The organism is Bacillus cereus group sp. Bce041 (assembly GCF_052646455.1).
Genome location: NZ_JBQXON010000006.1, coordinates 250,416 through 271,309 on the forward strand (window position 1 = coordinate 250,416; position 20,894 = coordinate 271,309).

Genomic DNA, 20,894 nt, shown 5'->3' on the forward strand with positions numbered 1-20,894 from the left:
GCATAAACATGACAATCGGTACATTACCTTTCGATCAAGAAACAATCCGTCAACGCGCAAGCGAAGTAAACGAAGCAGCTTGGTTGACTGAGTTCCGCTTACAAGCTCTTGCAAAAGCAACTGAACTTCCAATGCCAACGCCTGATAAAACGAAAATTGACAAATGGGACTTTATCGGAAAAGGCGACGCTGCTAAGCAAGAGCCTGTAAGTTCTTTAACTGAACTTCCAGAAGCAGTGAAAAACTTAATCGATGAAAATAACAGCGTATTAGTGCAACGCACTGGTACAACTGCGTTCGTTTCTTTAGCAGACGAAGCAAAAGAAAAAGGTGTTATTTTCACAGACATCGTAACAGCTGCAACTGAGCATGCTGAACTAGTACAAAAGTACTTAATGAAAGACGGCGTGAAAGTAGACGAGCATCGTCTAACTGCACTTCATGCTGCATTAATCAACGGCGGTGCATTCGTATATGTTCCGAAAAACGTTGTTCTTGAAACTCCACTTCAAGCTGTATTCTTAGTAGACGGCGAAGAAGCTAACGTATATAACCACGTATTATTCGTAGCTGATGCGAACAGTACTGCAACTTATGTAGAAAACTACGTTGCAAATGAAAATGCTAAAGGTATTGCAAATATCGTAGCAGAAGTAATCGTGGAACAAGGCGCACAAGTGAAATTCGGTGCGGTTGATCTATTAGCAAAAGACGTAACAACTTACGTTAACCGCCGCGGCGTTGTAGGACGCGACGGCCGTATTGATTGGGCTCTAGGCCTTATGAATGACGGAAACACAATTTCAGAGAATGTTACCAACTTAATGGGCGACGGTTCATATGCTGATACGAAAACAGTAACAATTGGCCGTGGTAACCAAACACAAAACTTTACAACTAAAGTTGTTCACTTCGGTAAACACTCTGAAGGTTGGATTTTAAAACACGGTGTACAAAAAGATAGTGCAACATCTATCTTTAACGGAATTGGTAAGATTGAACACGGTGCATCTAAATCAAATGCACAACAATCTTCTCGCGTTCTTATGTTAGATGAAAAAGCTCGCGGTGATGCAAACCCAATTCTTTTAATCGACGAAGATGATGTAATGGCAGGTCACGCAGCTTCAGTAGGTCGCGTAGATCCAGTCCAACTATACTACTTGATGAGCCGTGGTATTCCAAAACGCGAAGCAGAACGTTTAGTCATCCATGGATTCTTAGCACCTGTAGTTAATGAGCTTCCAATTGAAGGAGTAAAGGCACAGCTTGTTGAGGTAATTGAAAGGAAAGTTCGCTAATGAATATTCATGAAATACGCAAACAGTTTCCAATTCTTGATCAAAAAGTGAACGGCAAACAACTTGTTTATTTCGATAGTGCAGCAACTTCTCAAAAACCAATTCAAGTCATTGAAACGTTAGAACGTTACTATAAAGAATATAATTCTAACGTGCATCGCGGTGTTCATACGCTCGGTACGAAAGCTACCGACGCGTATGAAGGTGCACGTGAGAAAGTTCGCAAGTTTATTAACGCGAAATCAATGGAAGAGATTATTTTCACACGCGGAACGACAACTGCATTAAATACAGTAGCAGCTAGCTATGGTCTTGAAAATGTAAAAGAGGGCGATGAAATCGTTATTTCTTACATGGAGCACCATAGTAATATCATTCCGTGGCAACAAGTTGCGAAGAAAACTGGTGCAACTTTAAAATATCTTCCGCTTCAACCAGACGGTACAATTTCTTTAGAAGATGTTCGTCAAACAGTTACACCGAATACAAAAATCGTTTCTATTATGCAAGTATCAAACGTACTTGGAACGATTAACCCTGTAAAAGAAATCGGAGCAATCGCACACGAAAATGGCGCAATTATGGTCGTTGATGGTGCACAAAGTACACCTCACATGAAAGTGGATGTACAAGATTTAAACTGTGATTTCTACGCATTATCTGCTCATAAGATGTGCGGACCTACAGGTATCGGCGTATTATATGGTAAAAAAGAATTGCTGAACAATATGGAGCCAATTGAATTTGGCGGTGAAATGATTGATTTCGTAGATTTACAAGAATCTACGTGGAAAGAGCTTCCGTGGAAGTTTGAAGCAGGTACACCGATTATCGGTAATGCAATCGGACTTGGTGCAGCAATTGATTTCCTAGAAGAAATCGGTCTTGATAATATTGAAAAGCATGAGCATGAATTAGCGCAATACGCTTTAGAAAGACTATCAGAAGTAGATGGCGTTACAATTTATGGTCCAAAGCATCGCGCTGGCCTTGTTACATTTAATATTGAAGACGTACATCCTCACGATGTAGCGACTGTATTAGATGTAGAAGGCATTGCAGTTCGCGCAGGACATCACTGTGCACAACCGCTTATGAAGTGGCTAAAAGCTTCTTCAACAGCACGTGCGAGCTTCTATTTATATAATACAAAAGAAGAAATTGATACATTTGTTGAATCGCTAATCAAGACAAAGGAGTATTTCACAAATGTCATTTAATAATTTAGATACGTTATATCGTCAAGTTATTATGGATCATTACAAAAATCCTCGTAACCATGGCGTGTTAGAAGATAGTGTTACCGTTAACTTGAACAATCCAACTTGTGGCGATCGTATTCAACTTACGATGAAAGTAGAAGAAGGTATTGTGCAAGAGGCGAAGTTTGAAGGTGAAGGATGTTCAATCTCAATGTCTTCAGCTTCAATGATGACACAAGCAGTAAAAGGTAAGAAAATTGAAGAAGCACTTCAGCTTTCGAAAATTTTCTCTGACATGATGCTAGGAAAAGAGTACGATGACAGCATCGATTTAGGAGATATTGAAGCATTACAAGGCGTATGCAAGTTCCCTGCACGTATTAAATGTGCAACATTAGCGTGGAAAGCGTTAGAAAAGGGCTTAAACGAAGATAAGTAATGTTAAAGGTTCCTAAAAACGAGGTTATCTAAGGAGGGACACACCAACATGGCGAAGCAACTGCCAGATATCGGCGATTATAAATATGGTTTCAAAGACAAAGACGTTTCGATTTTCCGTGCTGGACGCGGTTTAACAAAAGAGATCGTTGAAGAAATTTCACGTATGAAAGAAGAACCACAGTGGATGTTAGACTTCCGTTTAAAATCACTGGATAAGTTCTACGAAATGCCAATGCCACAATGGGGCGGCGACTTAAACGACTTAGATTTCGATGAAATTACGTACTACGTAAAACCATCTGAGAAATCTGAGAAGTCTTGGGATGAAGTACCTGATGAAATTAAAGCAACATTTGATAAATTAGGTATTCCAGAAGCTGAGCAAAAATATTTAGCTGGTGTATCTGCACAGTACGAATCTGAAGTTGTATACCACAACATGAAAGAAGACCTAGAAGCTCTAGGAATCGTCTTCAAAGATACAGATAGCGCATTAAAAGAGAACGAAGATATTTTCCGTGAGCATTTCGGAAAAGTAATCCCACCAACAGACAACAAATTCTCTGCATTAAACTCTGCAGTTTGGTCGGGTGGATCATTCATCTACGTTCCAAAAGGTGTTAAAGTTGATACACCACTTCAAGCGTATTTCCGTATTAACTCTGAAAATATGGGACAATTCGAGCGTACGCTTATCATCGTAGACGAAGGCGCACACGTACACTACGTAGAAGGTTGTACAGCACCTGTTTACACGACTAACTCACTTCACAGTGCGGTAGTAGAAATCATCATTAAGAAAGATGCATATTGCCGTTATACAACAATCCAAAACTGGGCGAACAACGTATACAACCTAGTTACAAAACGTGCGGTTTGTGAAGAAAACGCAACGATGGAATGGATTGACGGTAACATCGGATCTAAATTAACGATGAAATACCCAGCAGTTATCTTAAAAGGCGAAGGCGCTCGTGGTTTAACATTATCTATCGCGATTGCTGGTAAAGGCCAACACCAAGATGCTGGTGCGAAAATGATTCACTTAGCACCAAACACGTCTTCAACAATCGTTTCTAAATCGATTGCGAAGCATGGTGGTAAAGTAACTTACCGTGGTATCGTACACTTCGGACCAAAAGCGAAAAACTCTCGCTCTAACATCGAGTGTGACACGTTAATCATGGATAACCAATCTACATCTGATACAATTCCTTACAACGAAATCAAAAACGATTACGTTTCACTTGAGCACGAAGCGAAAGTATCGAAAGTATCAGAAGAACAATTATTCTACCTAATGAGCCGCGGTATTTCTGAGCAAGAAGCTACAGAAATGATCGTAATGGGCTTCATCGAGCCATTCACTCGCGAACTTCCAATGGAATACGCAGTTGAAATGAACCGCCTAATCAAGTTTGAGATGGAAGGTTCTATCGGTTAAATAGAAATGCGGAGCCGACTGTTCAGACCCGTTGGCTAAGGTTCTTTCGCACAGAAGATGCTTTTTATCTTCTCGTGCGGAAGGTTCTTAGACATGAGGGTCTAGGAGGCGAAGCTGGACATATTTAAAGTGGAAGCGGCTCGTTCAGAATGTGAGGGGGATGGAGCTTCTGACGTAGAGGCGCTTTTTGCCTCATAGGAAGAAGTGAAGCCACCGAACATTCTAGCCGCTGGAACTGGATAATATATGTATGAAGAAAGCGTCCTGCTGTGCAGGGCGCTTTTTTGTTTTGCGGATTTGTCTTGGCTTGGGAGAGGATACCCGGGTGGGTGTTCAGCTAAATATATCAACGATTTTTCAAATATATCGATCATAAACGGGAATATATCAACGATTATTTCAATATATCAACGTTTCGACAAGGAATATCGATCTGTCGACAAGATAAGACAAAAGAAAATCCTCATATACCCCAAACATTTTATAAGAACAGAGAACGACTAGGTTTAAGACAAATCCACTTGAACAACCACCCACTGAATTCTCTATTAAACTTTTTGACAAATCCACCCCTCCCTCCACTATCTGGAATTATTTCCTGCATTAGCAAAAGTTTCTCATATAAAAAGGACAATCTTTTGCTTTTTCTCACAATGCGAGTACAATGTAAAATAGCAAGAAAAGACGAAAAGTATTTACAGGATTATTGTGTGCGCATAGCGTAAATGGCAGTAAGGAACTGAGAGGAGGTTTTTTCTCTGAATACAAATAAAGAAACAATCATCCACCTTTATCATACAAACGATATACATAGTCATTTTGAAAATTGGCCGCAAATTTCTCGGTTTGTTCTAGGGGAGAAAAAGCGAAGACAGGAAGCGGGAGAGACTGTTTTGACGATTGATATCGGCGATCATGTGGATCGTTTTCATAGTATTTCGGAAGCGACAAATGGGCTTGGGAATACGAAGCTTTTAAATGAGGCGTTATATGATTATGTAACGATCGGAAATAATGAAGGCATTACGTTAGCGAAAGAGCATTTAAATCGGCTCTATGATGATGCTGGATTTGAAGTACTTGTCGCAAATTTATTTGAAAAAGAAGGTGTACGTCCATCATGGGCAAAGCCTTATAAATTACATACAACGACAGATGGGATTACGATTGCTTTTATCGGGTTAACTGTTGCGTATCCAGAGTTTTATCAAATGCTCGATTGGCATATTGAAGATCCGCTTATCCATTTAGAGTCTATTTTAGAAGAAGTGAGAGATGAGGCACATATTACAGTTGTCCTTTCTCACCTTGGAAAAAGTATGGATGAGTATATGGCAGAGCATTATGATATAGATGTTATTTTAGGGGCACATACGCATCATTTATTTGAGCGTGGTGTTCTAATGAATAATACTTTACTTTGTTGCTGTGAAAAGTGGGGACGTTACGTTGGACACGTGCAGCTTACTGTGGATAAAGAGACGAAGAAGCTGTTGAAAAAAGACGGTAGAGCGATTAAGACGGAAAGGTTAGGTGCTTATAGCGAGCCGTTATCCACAATTGAAATACTGCAGGAAGAAAGTAAGCATATAATGGCAGAGCCTGTCGTTCATTTAAAAGAGTCATTACAGGTTGATTGGTTTCATGAGACGCCGTTTTCTCATATGTTAGCAAGTGCGCTGAAAACATGGTGCGGTGCAGAAATTGGCATGGTGAATGCTGGTGTACTTCTTGAAGGGTTAGAAGAGGGTGTCGTAACGCGCGGAGATATTCACAGAATTTGTCCACATCCAATTAATCCGTGTGCTTTGAAAGTTCCAGGAAAGATATTAAGAGAAGTTATTTTGAAAGCACGTAAGCCGAATATGGAGAATCTTGAGGTGAAAGGATTCGGATTTCGTGGGAAAGTGATGGGGAAAATGATTTACGCGGGTGTAGAAGTAATTCCAGATACGATTCCTGGGAATAAAATTTTACTCGAAGATGTATTAATTAACGGGGAATCGCTGGAATTAGATCGTATATATACAGTAGGAACAATTGATATGTTTACATTTGGCTACTTATACCCAGAGCTATCCACACTTTCTGACAAACAATATTATATGCCAGAACTACTTAGAGATGTGTTAACAGATATGTTAATAACTTATAAATCTTCCGTTAAACTATAGGCTAGTTAACTTGTAACACTCATTTTTCTCTTGTCATACAGATAAGAAAGAGAGGAGTGTGAACTATGGTTAATGTGGAGCCAATTATAATTGATAATTATACGTTTATTGCGGTTAGCGTGAAACTTCCAAAGACAAATTTGCTAGCTGTAATGAGCGATAAAGGATATATTATGTGTGGTGCATTAGATGTAGGTCTTTTAAATGAGAAGTTAGGTGATCGAGGAATTATTGCTGGCCGTGCGGTTGGTGTAAGAACGATTGAACAACTTCTTGAAGCGCCGCTAGAATCGGTAACGACTGGAGCTGAAGCATTAGGCATTCCAGCAGGAACGATTGGAAAAGAAGCATTATTAAAAATGAGATAAGCATATATCGTCCCTCCTTCTTGCATAGAAATGATATAAGAAGGAGGTTTTTTTATGAGTATATTTCGCTCGAAAAACTCGCGGTTTCGAAGGGGACCTATTGCCTTTCGGTATATACTGCTTATGTCGTTTATTCTTTTTGTTATATTACTTACGCAAGGGTTGTGGATTGTGAATAATAATATTCAGCCGACCTTAATTAAATATGGGGAAGTAGAGACGCATAAAATGGCGACGGCAATTATGACGAAGGCGGTAAAGGATCGAATTAATGAAGGATTCGATGTAGATTCATTAATGAAAGTACAGAATGATAAAAACGGAAAAGTATCTACAATTAATTTAAATACAAAGCAAGTAAATGAAATCGTAACGTCAACGACCACGTACATAGAAAAATATTTGCAGCAAGTAGAACAAGGGAAGTTGAAGGAGCTAGGTATTTCTGAAAAAAACGGGGCGACTATGGCAGTTCCTTTTGGGCGTGTAACTGATAATGCACTTCTTGGTAATATAGGACCGGATATTCCGATTCATTTCACGCCAATTGGGCATGTGAATACAGATATTAAACAAAAAATTGAGCCGCATGGGATTAATACTACAGCAATTCAAATTGTTATGGAAATGGAAGTAACATTGCAAGTAATTATTCCATTTCATACGAAAGAGATAACGGTGAAACAAAATGTTCCGATTGCGACGCGTATCGTTCAAGGGGAAGTGCCTACGTATTATGGAAGCGGAAGTGTTGCTGTACCTGATAAAAAGAAAACAGATAGTTAGTTGTAAATAAAGTGAAATCCGGCTCAGCCAGGCTTTTAATGGATAAAAAATAACCGTAGCAATGCAGCTACGGTTATCGTTTTGTATTTGCTCGTTCTTTGCGTTCCCAAAGGCTTAAATGCATGTATGGATCGAAGGCCCATTCTGTATAGCCATTGTCTTTATACATGCCAAAATGTAAGTGGGGCGGAAATTTTCCGGCTGTACCAGGAGGTCCATAACCAGTGCTACCAACAAATCCGATTACTTTCCCTGGCTCAACAATTTGTCCAAGCTGTATTTCTTTTGAGAACCCGCCTAAATGAGCGTAATAATGGTAATTGTTATGAAGGTCGCGAATACCAATGCGCCATCCACCAAGGCGGTTCCAACCTTTCGTTTCAATAATGCCATAGCAAGTCGATCTTACTGGCACGCCATATCCGGCGAAAATATCTGTTCCTTCATGAATCCTTCTGCCGCCAAAACTTCTTCCAGCGCCGAAAGTACTACGGTAGCTATGGTCACTACGGATCGGAAGAGGAAAAGCATTTCCCTCTAAATTAATACGTCCATAATGTTTATAAATTTGGGCATATTCGCTAATTAAATCAACTGTTTTTGCACGTCTATAATATTCCCAGAGCATAATTTTAATACGGTCTTCTGACGTTCCTTGTTTCCTTAAAATAGTCGCTGCGGTATGCAGAAGATCACGGTCGCTATTTGCATTTGCAAATCCATCATTGTCACCATCTAAACCTATTCCGCCAAATAGAGAAATTGTATGGGGGAGAGTATCGTTACTATTAATAGGTCCAGCCCATATTTCTGGTTTGAAATAAAGGGAAATGATGGCATCTGGTTTTTTCGGAATATCTTTTCTTACGCTCCGTATATTTCTTTCATATTGATCCATTGCAGCTAAGTAATACCATGGAATGCCTGAAGACTGCTCGGTTTCTTTAAATAGTGCCATGCGCTTTTCGTATATGCTTTGCTGATTATCTTCACCGTAAGCGATGTTTTGGTGGAGAAGAAAACAAATAGAAAGCAAAAGAGAAATTTTTCGAAGCATGAAATAGACTCCTTTCACAACATCACTCTTTTTAGTGTGGGATATACGGAGTATTTCATTATAGGGAACGATTGGAAAAAATCTTAGAATCTTCATTTGAGCAAATCGCTTTCATACGTTAGAATAGATATGTTACATTGAAAGAAGCGAACACGGTAAACTATTTCATATTGTGCGGAGTTGATAACCATGACAAAACAAACAGAATATAAGCGCAAGCCCGAATGGTTGAAAATTAAGTTAAACACGAATGAAAACTATACAGGCTTAAAGAAAATGATGCGTTCTAAGAATCTTCATACCGTTTGTGAAGAGGCAAAATGTCCGAATATTCATGAATGCTGGGCTGTAAGAAAAACAGCAACATTTATGATTTTAGGTGCGGTTTGTACACGTGCTTGTCGTTTTTGTGCGGTTAAAACAGGCTTACCAACTGAGCTTGATTTACAAGAACCAGAACGCGTAGCAGATTCAGTAGTACAAATGGGCTTAAAGCACGTTGTTATAACAGCGGTTGCACGTGATGATTTAAAGGACGGGGGAGCAGCTGTTTTTGCTGAAACAGTACGCGCAGTACGTCGTAAAAACCCATTCACGTCTATCGAAGTATTACCATCTGATATGGGTGGAGTAGAAGAAAACTTAAAAATGTTAATGGATGCAAAACCAGATATTTTAAACCATAACATTGAAACAGTACGTCGATTATCTGACCGAGTTCGCGCTAGAGCAAAATATGAACGTTCATTAGAGTTTTTACGTCGAGCGAAAGAAATGCAGCCTGATATTCCAACTAAATCGAGCATTATGGTGGGCTTAGGTGAAACGAGAGAAGATTTAATTGAAGCAATGGATGACTTACGTGCAAACAATGTGGATATTTTAACTCTTGGGCAATACCTACAACCATCTAAGAAGCATTTACCAGTTCTTAAATATTACCCACCAGCAGAATTTGCAGAGCTTAAAGAAATTGCACTTAGCAAAGGATTTAGCCACTGTGAAGCTGGCCCACTTGTGCGTTCTTCTTACCATGCGGACGAGCAAGTACGTTCTGCAAAAGAAAAAACAGCAGAAGCTAAATAATGAAAAAAAGAGAGCTAATGATTAGCTCTCTTTTTGTTTGTACTCTAAAACGGTATTTGGACATGTTAATAAAATCTTTTTTAATTCTTCTGTGGATAATTCAATTGTAAATTCAGGAACACCAGGTGTAATTAAAATTTTATCGTACGTATAAATAGCGTTATCCACAATAATTGTTACATCGTGTGAATATCCGAAAGGAGCCACACATCCTGGCGTACAACCAGTTTTGTCTCGCAGTTCATCAGGAGAACAGAGAGATAAGCGTTCTCCTAATAGTTCTTTCATCTCTCCCCGGTTGAGCCTTGTGCCCTCTAACGTAAAAAATACGTAATAATCTCCAGACTTTGATTTTAAAAATAAGCTTTTACTTGGGGTGCCTTGTAAGCCAAGTCTCTCGCGTACGATCCGATCGGTCTCATAATCGAGTACTGGTTCGTGTTCGAATTTTTCATAAGAAACATTTGTTTTATGTAGTAAAGCAAGTACGTCTTCGTACATATGAAATGATACCCCTTTCTATTGTTAGAACAGTCTCTTCTCGTGGCGTCAACTGAATGTTTTGGAAAGGGATATTACTTGGACGATGCTTCCCATAAGCGTTTTATGATACATTGTTCGTCGATTGTAATTTCGTAAATATCAGGATTCGTTAAAGTTCTCCATTCATTAAAGCCAATTGTATGATCAAAATGCTTTAAAATGAGCGTAAGTAAATTGCCATGTGTAACAAGTAGTGTTGTCGTATGGTTTAATTGTAAAACGTCTTGAATAAGCGATAGGGCCCGGTCTGTTGCTTGTTTTGTTGACTCTCCGCCTGAAAAGGCAATATCTATATTTGTAAAAGTAGATTCTAGTTTTTGCATCCAATCATCCATTGGAATGTTGCTCAATATGCGTTCAGTTAATCGTTCATCTTCTTGGATAGATAAGTTAGCTTGGAGCGCATAGGGCCGAATGGAATCGATAGCTCGGACAAATGGGCTTGAAATAATATGATCGATTTGTAGATGATTTTCTAAGAGGAATGTAGCAAGGGTGTTTGCTTGGTCTTTTCCATCGGTCGTTAATTCATCATCACGTTTTTGCCCAATTGCTGAACAATGTCGTATTATAATAATTTTCTTCATAATTCATCCCCATCTTTCAAGTTGACGCTATATACTTCGACAAATGTAGAAATAATTCCTTTTTATTGGAAACAGTATATTGATTTAAATATGTGGAAAAGTAATGTGGATAATGAACATTTGAGGTGCAATCATGAATAAAATGATATGTATTGTATTTAGTCTTTGTTTTTTTATACACTTGTCCACAACTTATGCAGAGTCGGATCAAAAACTAAATTATCCAAGCAATCGAAATAAGTCATTTGTGAGTGAGGATGTTTTTTATAAACAGTTAGATAAGAAGATCTATAAAGAATACAAAAATGCAGCATATAGTGTTCGGAAAAAAATCTTATTTAAAGAAGTGCCTGATGAAGAATTTTCTTTCCTACAAAAAACAGCTGTCGGTTGTCGAGGTAGAGTGGTACTTCAAGATTTTTTTGTTCACTCTGATCGCCAAGTATACTTTTTCGCTTCTTTTATTCAAAATGAAGTAGGAGAGTTTCATAAATATATCGTTATAGATGCAGAAACAAAGAGGGAGCTGCAAGAGGGCAAAAGTTATCATCCATATAAAAAATAAACCACCAATTTTGGTGGTTTATTTTTTACTCCGGTACACTCATTAATTTCTCTTTCATTTTGCGAATAAGAACGACAGCGCCAATTGTACACAGAAGTGTAATTCCTTCGGCAACGAAGATGTTGATTGTTTTTGTTTGGTAAAGTGCCGCGAAAAAGTCTACAAATGCGTGGAATAGTATAGCGTATACTAGGAAGATATATTTCTTCTGTTTGACTGCGTATAAAACAAGCATTGTAAAGGCGATTTGAAGCACGAGTGCCATAATTCTTTCTAAGCTACCAAGGAAGTATAAGTAGGCAGGTTGCTGAATTAACATGTCCTGTAAAATGCTAAGCTCGGGTTTTTGTTCAATCAGTCGAGCGAAGCTACCATCGTTAATAGAATTAGCAAAGATTAATGCTTGTAATGCAGAAAAACCGCCAATTAAAATAGATTCAATTCCGCCGTGACCAATTCCATAAGCGAAGCCATCTTTATATTCTAGATATTTTTTTAGTAAGAAGAAGAAGGCAACGAAGCGTCCTAATTCTTCAAAAATACCAGCAGTCAATCCGCCATAAATTGCGAAGACAAACGGATTTTCTAAAAATGGAGCGATTGTTGGATTACCGCGCATAAATAGGTGGAATGGTGTTTCAAGAATTTGGGTGAATCCGATAAAGATAAGAACACCAACGCCGACCACTTTCCAATTCATATTATATTTTTTACGGAAATAAACGAGTACGATAATTGGGACCAGAATCGAGACAATGAGTTGAAAAATGATGCTGGCAATTACAGTATTTGAAACCATACTTTCACCGCTTTCTAATATATGTACATATCTATTATGCATGAAATAGGGGAGAGATGAAACTTTTAGAAAGAAAATGAATTTACTTATTGACTCTAACGTTGCGTCATACTTTATCGTATGTACTAAGGGGGAGATACAAATGACAATGAGAGTAAAAGAAGTAGCTGATTTAGTTGGAATTAGTGTGCGCACACTGCATCATTACGATGAAATTGGGTTGTTAACCCCAGACGAGACGACAGAGTCTGGATATCGTCTGTATTCCAATGAAAATTTAGAGACATTGCAGCAAATTTTGTTTTTTAAAGAGCTTGGCTTCCCTTTGAAGAAAATTAAAGAGATTATCATGAGTCCATCATTTGATCGCGAAGAGGCACTACAGCTTCATAAGAAGATGCTTCTTGAAAAGCGTGCCAGATTAGATAAGGTGATTGCGACGATTGATAAAACAATTCAGCATACAAAAGGAGAGATTGAAATGACGAATAAAGAGAAATTTGAAGGATTCGATTTCAGCCATAACCCATATGAAGAAGAAGCACGTGAAAAATGGGGAGACGCAGCTGTAGATAAAGCGAACGAATATGCAAAAGGTATGTCAAAAGAGAACCAAGAGGAGTTTAATGCTATTTATAGAAATTTAGCAACGCTTAGACACGATGCACCAGATTCTAAAGAGGCGCAGGCAGCTATTAAAGTATGGTACGATTACTTGCAAAACTTCGGTGAATATTCGTTAGATGCTTTTAAAGGACTCGGTCAAATGTACGTCGCTGATGAGCGCTTTACGAAAAATATCGATAAGTTTGGTGAGGGATTAGCGCAGTTTATGTGTGATGCGATGGAGGTTTATGCGGATCGTAATAAAAAATAAAAAGTAAAACAGGTGGAGATTTTCTCCACCTGTTTTACTTTTTAATCATATCATTCAAAGTCTGATCTCCCGTATTGTTCAAATGAGGATTTTTACTCATTTCTCGTTTTAACATATCGAGGCTTTGTGTATATTCTGTATCATTTAATGCGCCAGATTGAAGCCCTTGAATTTGAGAAATCAACTTTTGGTCTGTTGATACATATGCTTTATAATAGCGAGGAACGATGGACAAAGCAGCTCTATATACTTGATCCGCTACGAGTTTTGGATCCGTTGTGTTTGCACGGTATACAACGAACACTTCATCATCAGTAACGAGTGTAGCAGCGTTTGTAACGTCAGGAAGTTTGACTGTCATGCTTGTAATCATTTCAGCGACCTTCTCGCGATTAATGGCCCCTACTTGTTTGTTAGATACTTCATGCTTTTGTTTAGAAGAATAACCGACTCTTGTGAGTCTTGTATTTGTATTTTCCGTATGATACATGTCGTTTTTATTGGAAACAAGAACACGGCTTCCTTCTTCACGTTCCATTTCAGCTTTGTTCGCTGATTGGCAGCCTGCAAATAAGGAAAGAGTGAGAAGGGAAAGTAAAATTTGTTTTTTCACGATGTATCACCTCCTTCTCCATAGCATGTACTAATTTGCAATTTTTTGTATTTGAAATTGTTGGTTGTTATGCTTTGTGATACGATAAAAAGAAGAATGCTTAGAGAGGAAGTTAATGATGGAGCAAAAGCAAGAGATTCATGCTACAGTGAGCATTAATAATGTTCAGTACGAAGTAATTAAAAACTTTCGTGACGGTTTTAGTGAAGAAGCATTTAAAGAGCGCTATGCAGAAATTTTAAATAAATATGATTACATCGTTGGCGACTGGGGATATGAGCAACTTAGATTGCGCGGATTCTTTGATGATAGTAACCAACGTGCGACATATGATACGAAAATTAGTACGTTAACGGAGTATTTATACGAGTACTGTAACTTCGGTTGCGCACATTTTGTATTACGAAAAGTGAAGAAATAAAAAAACCTCTTACAATTGTAAGAGGATTTTTTCATAGCAGTTATACCAATTGTGAGGAGGCTGTTTACTTGAAAAATAAACAGCACCTCGACAAATATAATGATTCTTTTCATACAAATGCAATGAAACGGGATTGCCAGTGAAAGCATCTAATCGTATGCCCGTATAGTCTTTTCGTTTTGCTTCATTTTCCCAAAAGGATAAAAGTACTTTGCTATATCCTTTTCCTTGGGCGAAAGGATGGATGACGAAAGAATGGACGATAAGAAAGCGACCGTGTGTTTCTGACCAATCAATTAGCTCATATTCTGGAGATTGCCACTCATTCAACACAACAGCACCAACGAGCGAATCATGCTCAAATAGGCAGTAGAGTTCACCTTGTTCTAAGTGATAGGCAATATGTTCTCGAGTCGGATATGAATCATCCCATTGATAAATTTTCTTTTGTAAGAGCGCTTTTTTACATTCTGTATACATTGCATCTAATTCGTCTAATAAATTCATCGTACCTTTTCTCACATTTAGCATGAGACTCCCCCTTATAAACAAATTGAAATAGAATCGCCTTCAGAAAGTATTGTATTTGGTTTCATTTGTTGTCCGTTTAATTGAATATCCCCATTTTTAATTTTATCCACAATGCGTGTACGGCTCCAGTCGGAAATATATGTGGATAAGGCTTTATCGATGCGGTGGGAACCGAAAACAATATCTAATACGATCGTGATTTCGGTTATGCCGCTTTCTTGATGTTGCGTAATGGAAATGGTAGTAGTTGTTTCTGGCTGATCCTGCTGCGTCATATCGACTGTTTCAACGTGATCAGTAAATGCTTTATAAATACGAAGTTTTTGATTCCACGTATGGTCTTTCGGACATTTATAAATGGCAAAGCGGTATATGTTTTTTCCGTTGGCGTTATGCCTACGAATATTTGTGTCGGTAAATAGGGTAGTACGTCTGCAATTTTTACAATATTTTTCGATTGTGTTTTGCTCGTTTTCATATAAACTCCAAGAAAGTTGTACTTTCTGCATTTTCCTTCACCTCTTATAGTAGTGGTAAAGGAACGTAATACAGCTATTTGGATGTCTTGTAGTATGAAGGCATGAGAAAAAGACAAGAATAAAAGGAGGTCCCCAAAGAGGAACCTCCGTAAACATCATACTACAGATGCAATACGCTCCTTTGTAATGGGAATGGGCAGACTACTCCCTTGAAAAAGCACGGTGCTTTTTTGAGAGTAATGCTATCCAATTGCTGGTCCATTACAAAGTAGTTGTTGGCATACGTAGATAACGTCCTTTCTATCCAAATAGATTTATTCTTAATTATAACACAAAAGATTGAAAATTCTAAATACTCGTGATGAAAAAACACCAGCTAAAATAGCTGGTGCATACGATAAATTATATAAGTTCAAATAAAAATGAGCGTAGTTCTTCTGCAATTTCTTCAGTCATAGAAAATGCATGCTCTAAGTAGCCTGGTTCGTTTAAATCGTCAGCACCGATGATTGCAAATTTATTGCGTTGCATATCAAGGACAATTGTTTTACCGTAATGACGATCGGAGTATAATAGCGCTAAATCGTGACGCTCATTTTCTCCCATAAAGCTAACGAAACGAGTTTTTGTAGCGACAGTATCGTCGTACAGAAAGAAACGTTCTTCCATACACATGGCTCCTTTATTAAATATCTAAGTTTAAGTGTGGTTTATGATCTAAATGGTGATGCGTTTTAATGAATCGTACTGTTCTTGTTTTGTAACGCATTACGATAGAGTATGTTTCAGCTAAATCTCCGCCAAGGAATTTAACACCGTCTAATAACTCACCAGCAGATACACCAGTTGCTGAGAAGATTGCATCATCCCCAGATACTAAGTCATCTAACATAAGAAGTTGACGAGGATCTTCTAATCCCATTTCACGACAACGAGCTTCTTCTTCTTCGTTCATTGGAACTAAGCGAGCTTGCATTTCACCTTCAAGGCACTTTAATGCTGCTGCAGAAATAACACCTTCTGGAGCTCCGCCAATACCTACGAATAAGTCGATACCCGTTCCAGGTAGTGCTGTTGCGATTGACGCACCAACATCACCGTCACCAAATAATTTTACGCGTGCACCTTTTGCACGAACACGGTCAATAATATCTTGATGACGTTCACGTTCTTGAACGATAACTGTTAGATCGCGAATCTTTTTATTGTTAGCTTCTGCTACAATTTCAATTGTTTTTTCAATTGGATCATCTAAGCTAATTTTACCAGCTGCTTTTGGACCAACCGCGATTTTTTCCATGTACATATCAGGAGCATGAAGAAGGTTCCCTTTGTCTGCGATTGCAATAACTGCCATTGCATTTGCAAGACCTTTTGCAACGATGTTTGTACCTTCTAATGGATCAACGGCGATGTCTACTTCTGGACCGTTACCTGTTCCTAGTTCTTCACCAATATACAACATCGGTGCTTCATCAAGTTCTCCTTCACCAATTACAACTGTACCTGCCATGTTTACTGAATCGAACATATCACGCATTGCTGTAGTTGCTGCATCATCTGCTTCATTTTTCTTTCCGCGGCCCATCCACTGTGCGGATGCTAAGGCAGCTGCTTCTGTTACACGGACAATTTCTAGTGCGAGTTCACGTTCCAAGATTCCATTCCTCCAATTTCAAAAATCATACAAATATAACTATAACAAATAACGGAGAAAAGGTGAATTCGAAAAATTGTCGATTTTTTCAGAAGAAAGCGTTACAATTAAAATGTAAATGCTTTAATTTCCAGGTAGGTGACATTCATGTATTTTGTAGACAGAAAGAAAATAGAACAAATGCTAGTATGTTTAGAACGAGCAACAAGTACATTTCAAGAGAAAAAGATATATGAAACCGAGTTTGAATTTTACGCATTAGAGCGCATAGCCCATCTTATTATTGATTGTGTATTAGATGTAGGAAATGCGATGATTGATGGATTTATTATGCGCGATCCAGGAAGCTATGAAGATATTATTGATATTTTAATGGACGAGCGAGTGATAAGTGAAGAAGATGGACAAGGGATGAAAGAAATTATCCTTCTTCGAAAAATGCTTACGCAAGATTATATTCAAATGAATCATGATGAATTATATAAGACGATTCAAAAACATATTGCAGTGGTAGAAAGGTACCCAGCAAATATTCGCAGTTATTTAGAAAAGGAATTAGGACCTGTATCTGCATTTGTACCAGAATAATTATGCTTATAAGATCCCCAGAGAATGCCTTTTGGGGATCTTATATTGTATGTGAGAAAGAAAAGGGAGAAGGGTGAAGTATGGGGGAAGCACGTACTACGAAAGACGAGATTGTACAATTGTTGAAAGTAAAGGGAGAGCACACGGTAGCGGAACTAGCTGACGTTTTAGAGATTACAGAAATGGCGATTCGAAGACATTTAAGTAATCTTGAGAAAGACGGACTCATTTATTCTAAGATGGTAAGGCAACATGTCGGAAGACCAACTTATTTGTATGGATTAAGCGAAAAGGGAGAAGATACATTCCCGAAAGAGTATAAGCAATTTGCGATTGATATGCTAGAAGATTTAGCTCGAATGGGCGATGAAAAAATACTTCGTTACGTTTTAAAAGAGAGAACGAAGCGAATGGAAGAACAGTTACAAAAGAGAGTGAGTAATCAAAAGAATTTAGCATATAAAGTGCAAGAGATAGCAGCTATGCAAGAGAAAAATGGCTATATGGTTCAAATAAAGAGAGATGGAGAGAAATCCTTCGTAATTGAAAAACAAAACTGTCCGTTAAAGGAAATTGCCGAGAGATTCCCGCAAGTGTGTGAAGATGAAAAAGAAATGTATAAGCGTTTATTTACGAACGCAGAAGTGAAAACGCTAGCAAATATGTGCGAGGGCGATTGTAGTTGTTCTTACCAAATAAAAGAGAAAAAATGAACGTTATGGGGCGCTTTAAGGTAAAGCGTTTTTTTCTTTTGGAAAAGCGGGTAATATAAGAGTGGTATGATAAGGTGAGAACGTTAGCATAGAAGGAGAGACATAATCGATGTATAAAGGTTACTTAATTGACTTAGACGGTACGATGTATCGCGGAGAAGAACAAATTGAAGAAGCAAGCGACTTCGTAAAAGCATTAGGAGAGCGCGGCATTCCATATTTATTCGTTACGAATAACTCAACTCGCAAACCGGAACAGGTAGCAGAAAAGCTTGTTCGTTTCGATATTCCAGCGAAAGCAGAGCAAGTATTCACAACGAGTATGGCGACTGCGAACTTCATTTATGAACGTAAACAAGACGCAACTGTATATATGATTGGTGAAGAAGGCTTACACGATGCACTTGTGGAAAAAGGATTTGAACTTGTGGATGAAAATCCTGATTTCGTTGTTGTGGGTTTAGATCGTGACATCACATATGAAAAATTAGCAAAAGCGTGTCTTGCTGTGCGTAATGGCGCGACGTTTATTTCTACAAATGGGGATATTGCCATCCCAACTGAGCGAGGATTATTACCAGGTAATGGTTCATTAACATCAGTTGTAGCAGTATCAACAGGTGTGGATCCAATCTTTATCGGAAAACCAGAATCAATCATTATGGAACAAGCTTTGAAAGTGCTTGGCATAGAAAAGAATGAAGCATTAATGGTTGGGGATAACTACGATACAGACATTTTAGCAGGAATAAATGCTGGTATGCATACCCTTCTTGTCCACACTGGAGTCACAACTGTGGAGAAGTTAACAGAATACGAAGTACAACCAACGCAAGTTGTGCATAACTTGACGGAGTGGATTGAGAAGATGTAATGAAATGCAGGTAGCCGGAAGAGGTTACCTGCATTTTTTATGCATAATTGCATATGTACTATAGGTATGCGGAATGTAAAATTTAAATGTATTGATATAAGGGAGGAATAAGAATGTACTGGATGTCATGTATTATGCTTGTTTTTACATTATGCGTTTTGTTCTTTGTTCTATGGAAAATATATAAAATAAATGAAATGAAAAAAAGCGCAGGAAAACTTATTGCAATGTATCCTCGGGTGAAAAGACGTTGGATTGCATTACTTGGACCAGCATATTTCATTGGACAATGTATGTATATATATGCTCAGTACGTAAGTGGCGATATTGATACAGTTGAACAGTTTTTTATTCAGCTAGGTATTCATGCTGTAGCAAGTTGTTTTATGACTTTAATAGCTATACATCTTATTAAAAGTGTACAAATATATGAAAAAGGTGTAATAGATGGATTAAACTTTTATTCATATGAAGAATTGAAAGGCTATAAAACATCAACATGGGAAAATCCAAAAGAAAATATATTTTTATATCGCGGGCGAGAAAAAATGAATGACAATGTGAATTTACTTATTAGACAGGAAGATATGAATGAATTAGAAAGCATTCTTCAAAGATATATTCCGAAATTAATGATGAAATAAAAAAACTCCGGTTGTTAAAGCCGGAGTTTTTTTATTAGAATGCACGATTCACAACGTTTTTAACCTCTTCAAGATATTGCTTACGCACACTGTCATCCACAGAAGGGACACTTGTATAGAATGTATGCTCAATTGTTTCAATGCCTGTAAATTCAAAAATACCAACATCCGCTGTTTTCTTCATTGCATCAAACATGCCGCCTGCTGTGTATGCCTCTTTCGTATTGCCCATTGTAGATAATAACAATCCTTTTTTACCGCTTAATAACTTTTCAATGCCGTTTTCACTGTAAGCATAAGCAAATCCATGGCTAAATACACGGTCAACGTATCCTTTTAAAATAGCAGGAAGTCCCGCCCACCACACTGGATAAATGAATGTAATGCTGTCAGCCCAAGAGATATATTCTTGTTCTTCTTTAATATCTTCTGGTGTGTTTCCTTGAGAAAATGAGATGAAATCGGAAGCGCCTAATACTGGATTAAAGTTTAATTCGTATAGATCGCGAACGCGTACTTCGTGACCTTTTCCTTCTAATTCACTTTTTACCGTTTCTAAAATCGCATGGTTGAAGCTTTCTGTATTCGGGTGTGCATAAACGATTACATGTTTCATTTTTCTTCCTCCTATTTGTGGATATGTGAATAGCTATTTGTATTTCTGTAACTATTATGGTTACTACTTTTATAGAAGTCAAGTAATACATATGTATGTATAAAAAGACGCTCGAAAATTGCCTTTTTATACCCCGCTCATACAAAGTACAAAGAAGACGAATAAAATGATAACAATACCAATGCCGAAGTTAAATACGAGAGTACTATCCATATATGTAGCCTCCTTGTTTGAAAGTAAAAAGCACTCTAGTTAAGAGTGCTTTTTTATTTTGAATCTACTTTATAACTTTTAGAAAGTGATTCATGAGTGTCATGATTTACATTATTTTATGTATTTATACTTTGAAATGAGTAAGTCCTTGTTGGATATAGAAAAAAGACACTCGTTCGAGTGTCTTGTAAGATGACAAAATGTGCCAATTGCTTGAGGTTGATAAGACGCTAATTTCCGTGTTAACGCCTTTTCTCTAATCAAGAAGTGTAGCAACAGCGATTCAAATAAATTGTACCATCTGTTTAACCGCGG

At 37.9% G+C, this 20,894-nt stretch carries 25 protein-coding genes; 15 read left to right on the plus strand and 10 right to left on the minus strand.

All coding sequences use genetic code 11. The features are described from left to right. Positions 1 to 8: 8 nt before the first annotated feature. The 7 genes from sufD (at position 9) to yunB (ending at position 7,716) form a co-directional block, all read left to right on the plus strand. A complete protein-coding gene (gene sufD / locus ACUN13_RS20540) occupies positions 9 to 1,301 on the plus strand; it encodes a Fe-S cluster assembly protein SufD (protein ID WP_257115743.1) in 1,293 nt (430 codons plus the stop codon). Next, the gene (gene sufS, locus ACUN13_RS20545; RefSeq protein ID WP_001020767.1) at positions 1,301 to 2,521 is read left to right on the plus strand and encodes a cysteine desulfurase SufS; all 1,221 of its coding nucleotides are present in this window, start codon (positions 1,301 to 1,303) and stop codon (positions 2,519 to 2,521) included. Before sufD ends, sufS begins: the two co-directional genes overlap by 1 nt. Then, positions 2,511 to 2,942, plus strand: a complete 432-nt coding sequence (gene sufU, locus ACUN13_RS20550) for a Fe-S cluster assembly sulfur transfer protein SufU (protein WP_000009523.1) — start codon at positions 2,511 to 2,513, stop codon at positions 2,940 to 2,942. Before sufS ends, sufU begins: the two co-directional genes overlap by 11 nt. Before the next feature lie 48 nt (positions 2,943 to 2,990). Next, the gene (sufB, locus tag ACUN13_RS20555) at positions 2,991 to 4,388 is read left to right on the plus strand and encodes a Fe-S cluster assembly protein SufB (RefSeq protein ID WP_001118827.1); all 1,398 of its coding nucleotides are present in this window, start codon (positions 2,991 to 2,993) and stop codon (positions 4,386 to 4,388) included. Between the two features lie 782 nt (positions 4,389 to 5,170). Further along, positions 5,171 to 6,562: a bifunctional metallophosphatase/5'-nucleotidase gene (locus tag ACUN13_RS20560; RefSeq protein WP_071739820.1), complete on the plus strand. Its 1,392-nt coding sequence runs from the start codon at positions 5,171 to 5,173 to the stop codon at positions 6,560 to 6,562. 65 nt (positions 6,563 to 6,627) lie between these two features. Further along, positions 6,628 to 6,930, plus strand: coding sequence for a YunC family protein (locus ACUN13_RS20565; RefSeq protein ID WP_000248466.1), 303 nt, complete (start codon positions 6,628 to 6,630; stop codon positions 6,928 to 6,930). Positions 6,931 to 6,984: 54 nt separating this feature from the next. Next, on the plus strand, positions 6,985 to 7,716 hold the full coding sequence (gene yunB, locus ACUN13_RS20570; RefSeq protein ID WP_000021803.1) for a sporulation protein YunB: 732 nt from the start codon (positions 6,985 to 6,987) through the stop codon (positions 7,714 to 7,716). A 73-nt stretch (positions 7,717 to 7,789) separates the two neighbouring features. Here yunB and ACUN13_RS20575 read toward each other — a convergent pair whose 3' ends face one another. Beyond that, a complete protein-coding gene (locus tag ACUN13_RS20575; RefSeq protein WP_445423933.1) occupies positions 7,790 to 8,773 on the minus strand; it encodes a M23 family metallopeptidase in 984 nt (327 codons plus the stop codon). Positions 8,774 to 8,962: 189 nt separating this feature from the next. Between ACUN13_RS20575 and lipA the strand changes: the two genes are divergently transcribed. Then, complete coding sequence (gene lipA, locus ACUN13_RS20580; RefSeq protein ID WP_000166372.1) at positions 8,963 to 9,859, plus strand: lipoyl synthase; 897 nt, start codon at positions 8,963 to 8,965, stop codon at positions 9,857 to 9,859. A 21-nt stretch (positions 9,860 to 9,880) separates the two neighbouring features. On the opposite strand, the gene ACUN13_RS20585 is transcribed toward lipA, so the two are convergent. Beyond that, positions 9,881 to 10,360, minus strand: a complete 480-nt coding sequence (locus ACUN13_RS20585) for a YbaK/EbsC family protein (RefSeq protein ID WP_025686794.1) — start codon at positions 10,358 to 10,360, stop codon at positions 9,881 to 9,883. A gap of 74 nt (positions 10,361 to 10,434) precedes the next feature. Continuing rightward, positions 10,435 to 10,989, minus strand: a complete 555-nt coding sequence (locus tag ACUN13_RS20590; RefSeq protein ID WP_000720176.1) for a histidine phosphatase family protein — start codon at positions 10,987 to 10,989, stop codon at positions 10,435 to 10,437. 133 nt (positions 10,990 to 11,122) lie between these two features. On the opposite strand from ACUN13_RS20590, the gene ACUN13_RS20595 reads away from it, so the two are divergent. Then, positions 11,123 to 11,554 carry a hypothetical protein gene (locus ACUN13_RS20595; protein ID WP_257115742.1) on the plus strand — a complete coding sequence of 144 codons (432 nt, stop codon included), beginning with the start codon at positions 11,123 to 11,125 and terminating at the stop codon, positions 11,552 to 11,554. Between the two features lie 25 nt (positions 11,555 to 11,579). Here ACUN13_RS20595 and ACUN13_RS20600 read toward each other — a convergent pair whose 3' ends face one another. Beyond that, on the minus strand, positions 11,580 to 12,395 hold the full coding sequence (locus ACUN13_RS20600) for a YhfC family intramembrane metalloprotease (protein ID WP_002204855.1): 816 nt from the start codon (positions 12,393 to 12,395) through the stop codon (positions 11,580 to 11,582). A gap of 100 nt (positions 12,396 to 12,495) precedes the next feature. On the opposite strand from ACUN13_RS20600, the gene ACUN13_RS20605 reads away from it, so the two are divergent. Continuing rightward, entirely contained in the window at positions 12,496 to 13,230 is a 735-nt protein-coding gene (locus tag ACUN13_RS20605; RefSeq protein ID WP_000178775.1) for a MerR family transcriptional regulator, read from the plus strand. Positions 13,231 to 13,264: 34 nt separating this feature from the next. On the opposite strand, the gene ACUN13_RS20610 is transcribed toward ACUN13_RS20605, so the two are convergent. After that, the gene (locus ACUN13_RS20610) at positions 13,265 to 13,843 is read right to left on the minus strand and encodes a YhcN/YlaJ family sporulation lipoprotein (RefSeq protein WP_000744132.1); all 579 of its coding nucleotides are present in this window, start codon (positions 13,841 to 13,843) and stop codon (positions 13,265 to 13,267) included. A 118-nt stretch (positions 13,844 to 13,961) separates the two neighbouring features. On the opposite strand from ACUN13_RS20610, the gene ACUN13_RS20615 reads away from it, so the two are divergent. Beyond that, positions 13,962 to 14,264 (plus strand): YutD family protein, encoded by a 303-nt coding sequence (locus ACUN13_RS20615; protein WP_000435943.1) that lies wholly within the window; start codon positions 13,962 to 13,964, stop codon positions 14,262 to 14,264. Between the two features lie 9 nt (positions 14,265 to 14,273). Here the strand turns inward: ACUN13_RS20615 and ACUN13_RS20620 are convergent, their stop codons facing one another. The 4 genes from ACUN13_RS20620 to glpX form a co-directional block, all read right to left on the minus strand. Further along, the gene (locus ACUN13_RS20620) at positions 14,274 to 14,795 is read right to left on the minus strand and encodes a GNAT family N-acetyltransferase (RefSeq protein WP_025686792.1); all 522 of its coding nucleotides are present in this window, start codon (positions 14,793 to 14,795) and stop codon (positions 14,274 to 14,276) included. Positions 14,796 to 14,806: 11 nt separating this feature from the next. Further along, positions 14,807 to 15,304, minus strand: coding sequence for a cytoplasmic protein (locus tag ACUN13_RS20625; protein WP_086385640.1), 498 nt, complete (start codon positions 15,302 to 15,304; stop codon positions 14,807 to 14,809). A gap of 372 nt (positions 15,305 to 15,676) precedes the next feature. Continuing rightward, positions 15,677 to 15,943 (minus strand): DUF3055 domain-containing protein, encoded by a 267-nt coding sequence (locus ACUN13_RS20630; protein ID WP_000392606.1) that lies wholly within the window; start codon positions 15,941 to 15,943, stop codon positions 15,677 to 15,679. A gap of 16 nt (positions 15,944 to 15,959) precedes the next feature. Next, the gene (gene glpX / locus ACUN13_RS20635; protein ID WP_000439090.1) at positions 15,960 to 16,931 is read right to left on the minus strand and encodes a class II fructose-bisphosphatase; all 972 of its coding nucleotides are present in this window, start codon (positions 16,929 to 16,931) and stop codon (positions 15,960 to 15,962) included. 147 nt (positions 16,932 to 17,078) lie between these two features. Here glpX and ACUN13_RS20640 point away from each other — a divergent pair, with 147 nt between their 5' ends. From ACUN13_RS20640 to ACUN13_RS20655, 4 genes are all read left to right on the plus strand, one after another. Continuing rightward, positions 17,079 to 17,519 carry a DUF86 domain-containing protein gene (locus ACUN13_RS20640; RefSeq protein WP_025686790.1) on the plus strand — a complete coding sequence of 147 codons (441 nt, stop codon included), beginning with the start codon at positions 17,079 to 17,081 and terminating at the stop codon, positions 17,517 to 17,519. A gap of 80 nt (positions 17,520 to 17,599) precedes the next feature. Continuing rightward, positions 17,600 to 18,232 carry a helix-turn-helix transcriptional regulator gene (locus ACUN13_RS20645; RefSeq protein WP_000503345.1) on the plus strand — a complete coding sequence of 211 codons (633 nt, stop codon included), beginning with the start codon at positions 17,600 to 17,602 and terminating at the stop codon, positions 18,230 to 18,232. A gap of 109 nt (positions 18,233 to 18,341) precedes the next feature. Beyond that, positions 18,342 to 19,106, plus strand: coding sequence for a TIGR01457 family HAD-type hydrolase (locus ACUN13_RS20650; protein WP_000276467.1), 765 nt, complete (start codon positions 18,342 to 18,344; stop codon positions 19,104 to 19,106). Between the two features lie 113 nt (positions 19,107 to 19,219). Beyond that, positions 19,220 to 19,750, plus strand: coding sequence for a hypothetical protein (locus tag ACUN13_RS20655; protein WP_000289910.1), 531 nt, complete (start codon positions 19,220 to 19,222; stop codon positions 19,748 to 19,750). 34 nt (positions 19,751 to 19,784) lie between these two features. Here the strand turns inward: ACUN13_RS20655 and ACUN13_RS20660 are convergent, their stop codons facing one another. Next, positions 19,785 to 20,366, minus strand: coding sequence for an NAD(P)H-dependent oxidoreductase (locus ACUN13_RS20660; protein ID WP_025686789.1), 582 nt, complete (start codon positions 20,364 to 20,366; stop codon positions 19,785 to 19,787). Positions 20,367 to 20,894: the final 528 nt, after the last annotated feature.

Excerpts from the sequence above, each read along its gene's own strand:
- sufD (WP_257115743.1), top strand. The coding sequence starts at position 9 with ATGACAATCGGTACATTACCTTTCGATCAAGAAACAATCCGTCAACGC.
- sufS (WP_001020767.1), top strand. The coding sequence starts at position 1,301 with ATGAATATTCATGAAATACGCAAACAGTTTCCAATTCTTGATCAAAAA.
- sufU (WP_000009523.1), top strand. The coding sequence starts at position 2,511 with ATGTCATTTAATAATTTAGATACGTTATATCGTCAAGTTATTATGGAT.
- sufB (WP_001118827.1), top strand. The coding sequence starts at position 2,991 with ATGGCGAAGCAACTGCCAGATATCGGCGATTATAAATATGGTTTCAAA.
- ACUN13_RS20565 (WP_000248466.1), top strand. The coding sequence starts at position 6,628 with ATGGTTAATGTGGAGCCAATTATAATTGATAATTATACGTTTATTGCG.
- yunB (WP_000021803.1), top strand. The coding sequence starts at position 6,985 with ATGAGTATATTTCGCTCGAAAAACTCGCGGTTTCGAAGGGGACCTATT.
- ACUN13_RS20575 (WP_445423933.1), bottom strand. The coding sequence starts at position 8,773 with ATGCTTCGAAAAATTTCTCTTTTGCTTTCTATTTGTTTTCTTCTCCAC.
- lipA (WP_000166372.1), top strand. The coding sequence starts at position 8,963 with ATGACAAAACAAACAGAATATAAGCGCAAGCCCGAATGGTTGAAAATT.
- ACUN13_RS20585 (WP_025686794.1), bottom strand. The coding sequence starts at position 10,360 with ATGTACGAAGACGTACTTGCTTTACTACATAAAACAAATGTTTCTTAT.
- ACUN13_RS20590 (WP_000720176.1), bottom strand. The coding sequence starts at position 10,989 with ATGAAGAAAATTATTATAATACGACATTGTTCAGCAATTGGGCAAAAA.
- ACUN13_RS20595 (WP_257115742.1), top strand. The coding sequence starts at position 11,123 with ATGAATAAAATGATATGTATTGTATTTAGTCTTTGTTTTTTTATACAC.
- ACUN13_RS20600 (WP_002204855.1), bottom strand. The coding sequence starts at position 12,395 with ATGCATAATAGATATGTACATATATTAGAAAGCGGTGAAAGTATGGTT.
- ACUN13_RS20605 (WP_000178775.1), top strand. The coding sequence starts at position 12,496 with ATGACAATGAGAGTAAAAGAAGTAGCTGATTTAGTTGGAATTAGTGTG.
- ACUN13_RS20615 (WP_000435943.1), top strand. The coding sequence starts at position 13,962 with ATGGAGCAAAAGCAAGAGATTCATGCTACAGTGAGCATTAATAATGTT.
- ACUN13_RS20620 (WP_025686792.1), bottom strand. The coding sequence starts at position 14,795 with ATGCTAAATGTGAGAAAAGGTACGATGAATTTATTAGACGAATTAGAT.
- ACUN13_RS20625 (WP_086385640.1), bottom strand. The coding sequence starts at position 15,304 with ATGCAGAAAGTACAACTTTCTTGGAGTTTATATGAAAACGAGCAAAAC.
- ACUN13_RS20630 (WP_000392606.1), bottom strand. The coding sequence starts at position 15,943 with ATGGAAGAACGTTTCTTTCTGTACGACGATACTGTCGCTACAAAAACT.
- ACUN13_RS20640 (WP_025686790.1), top strand. The coding sequence starts at position 17,079 with ATGTATTTTGTAGACAGAAAGAAAATAGAACAAATGCTAGTATGTTTA.
- ACUN13_RS20645 (WP_000503345.1), top strand. The coding sequence starts at position 17,600 with ATGGGGGAAGCACGTACTACGAAAGACGAGATTGTACAATTGTTGAAA.
- ACUN13_RS20650 (WP_000276467.1), top strand. The coding sequence starts at position 18,342 with ATGTATAAAGGTTACTTAATTGACTTAGACGGTACGATGTATCGCGGA.
- ACUN13_RS20655 (WP_000289910.1), top strand. The coding sequence starts at position 19,220 with ATGTACTGGATGTCATGTATTATGCTTGTTTTTACATTATGCGTTTTG.
- ACUN13_RS20660 (WP_025686789.1), bottom strand. The coding sequence starts at position 20,366 with ATGAAACATGTAATCGTTTATGCACACCCGAATACAGAAAGCTTCAAC.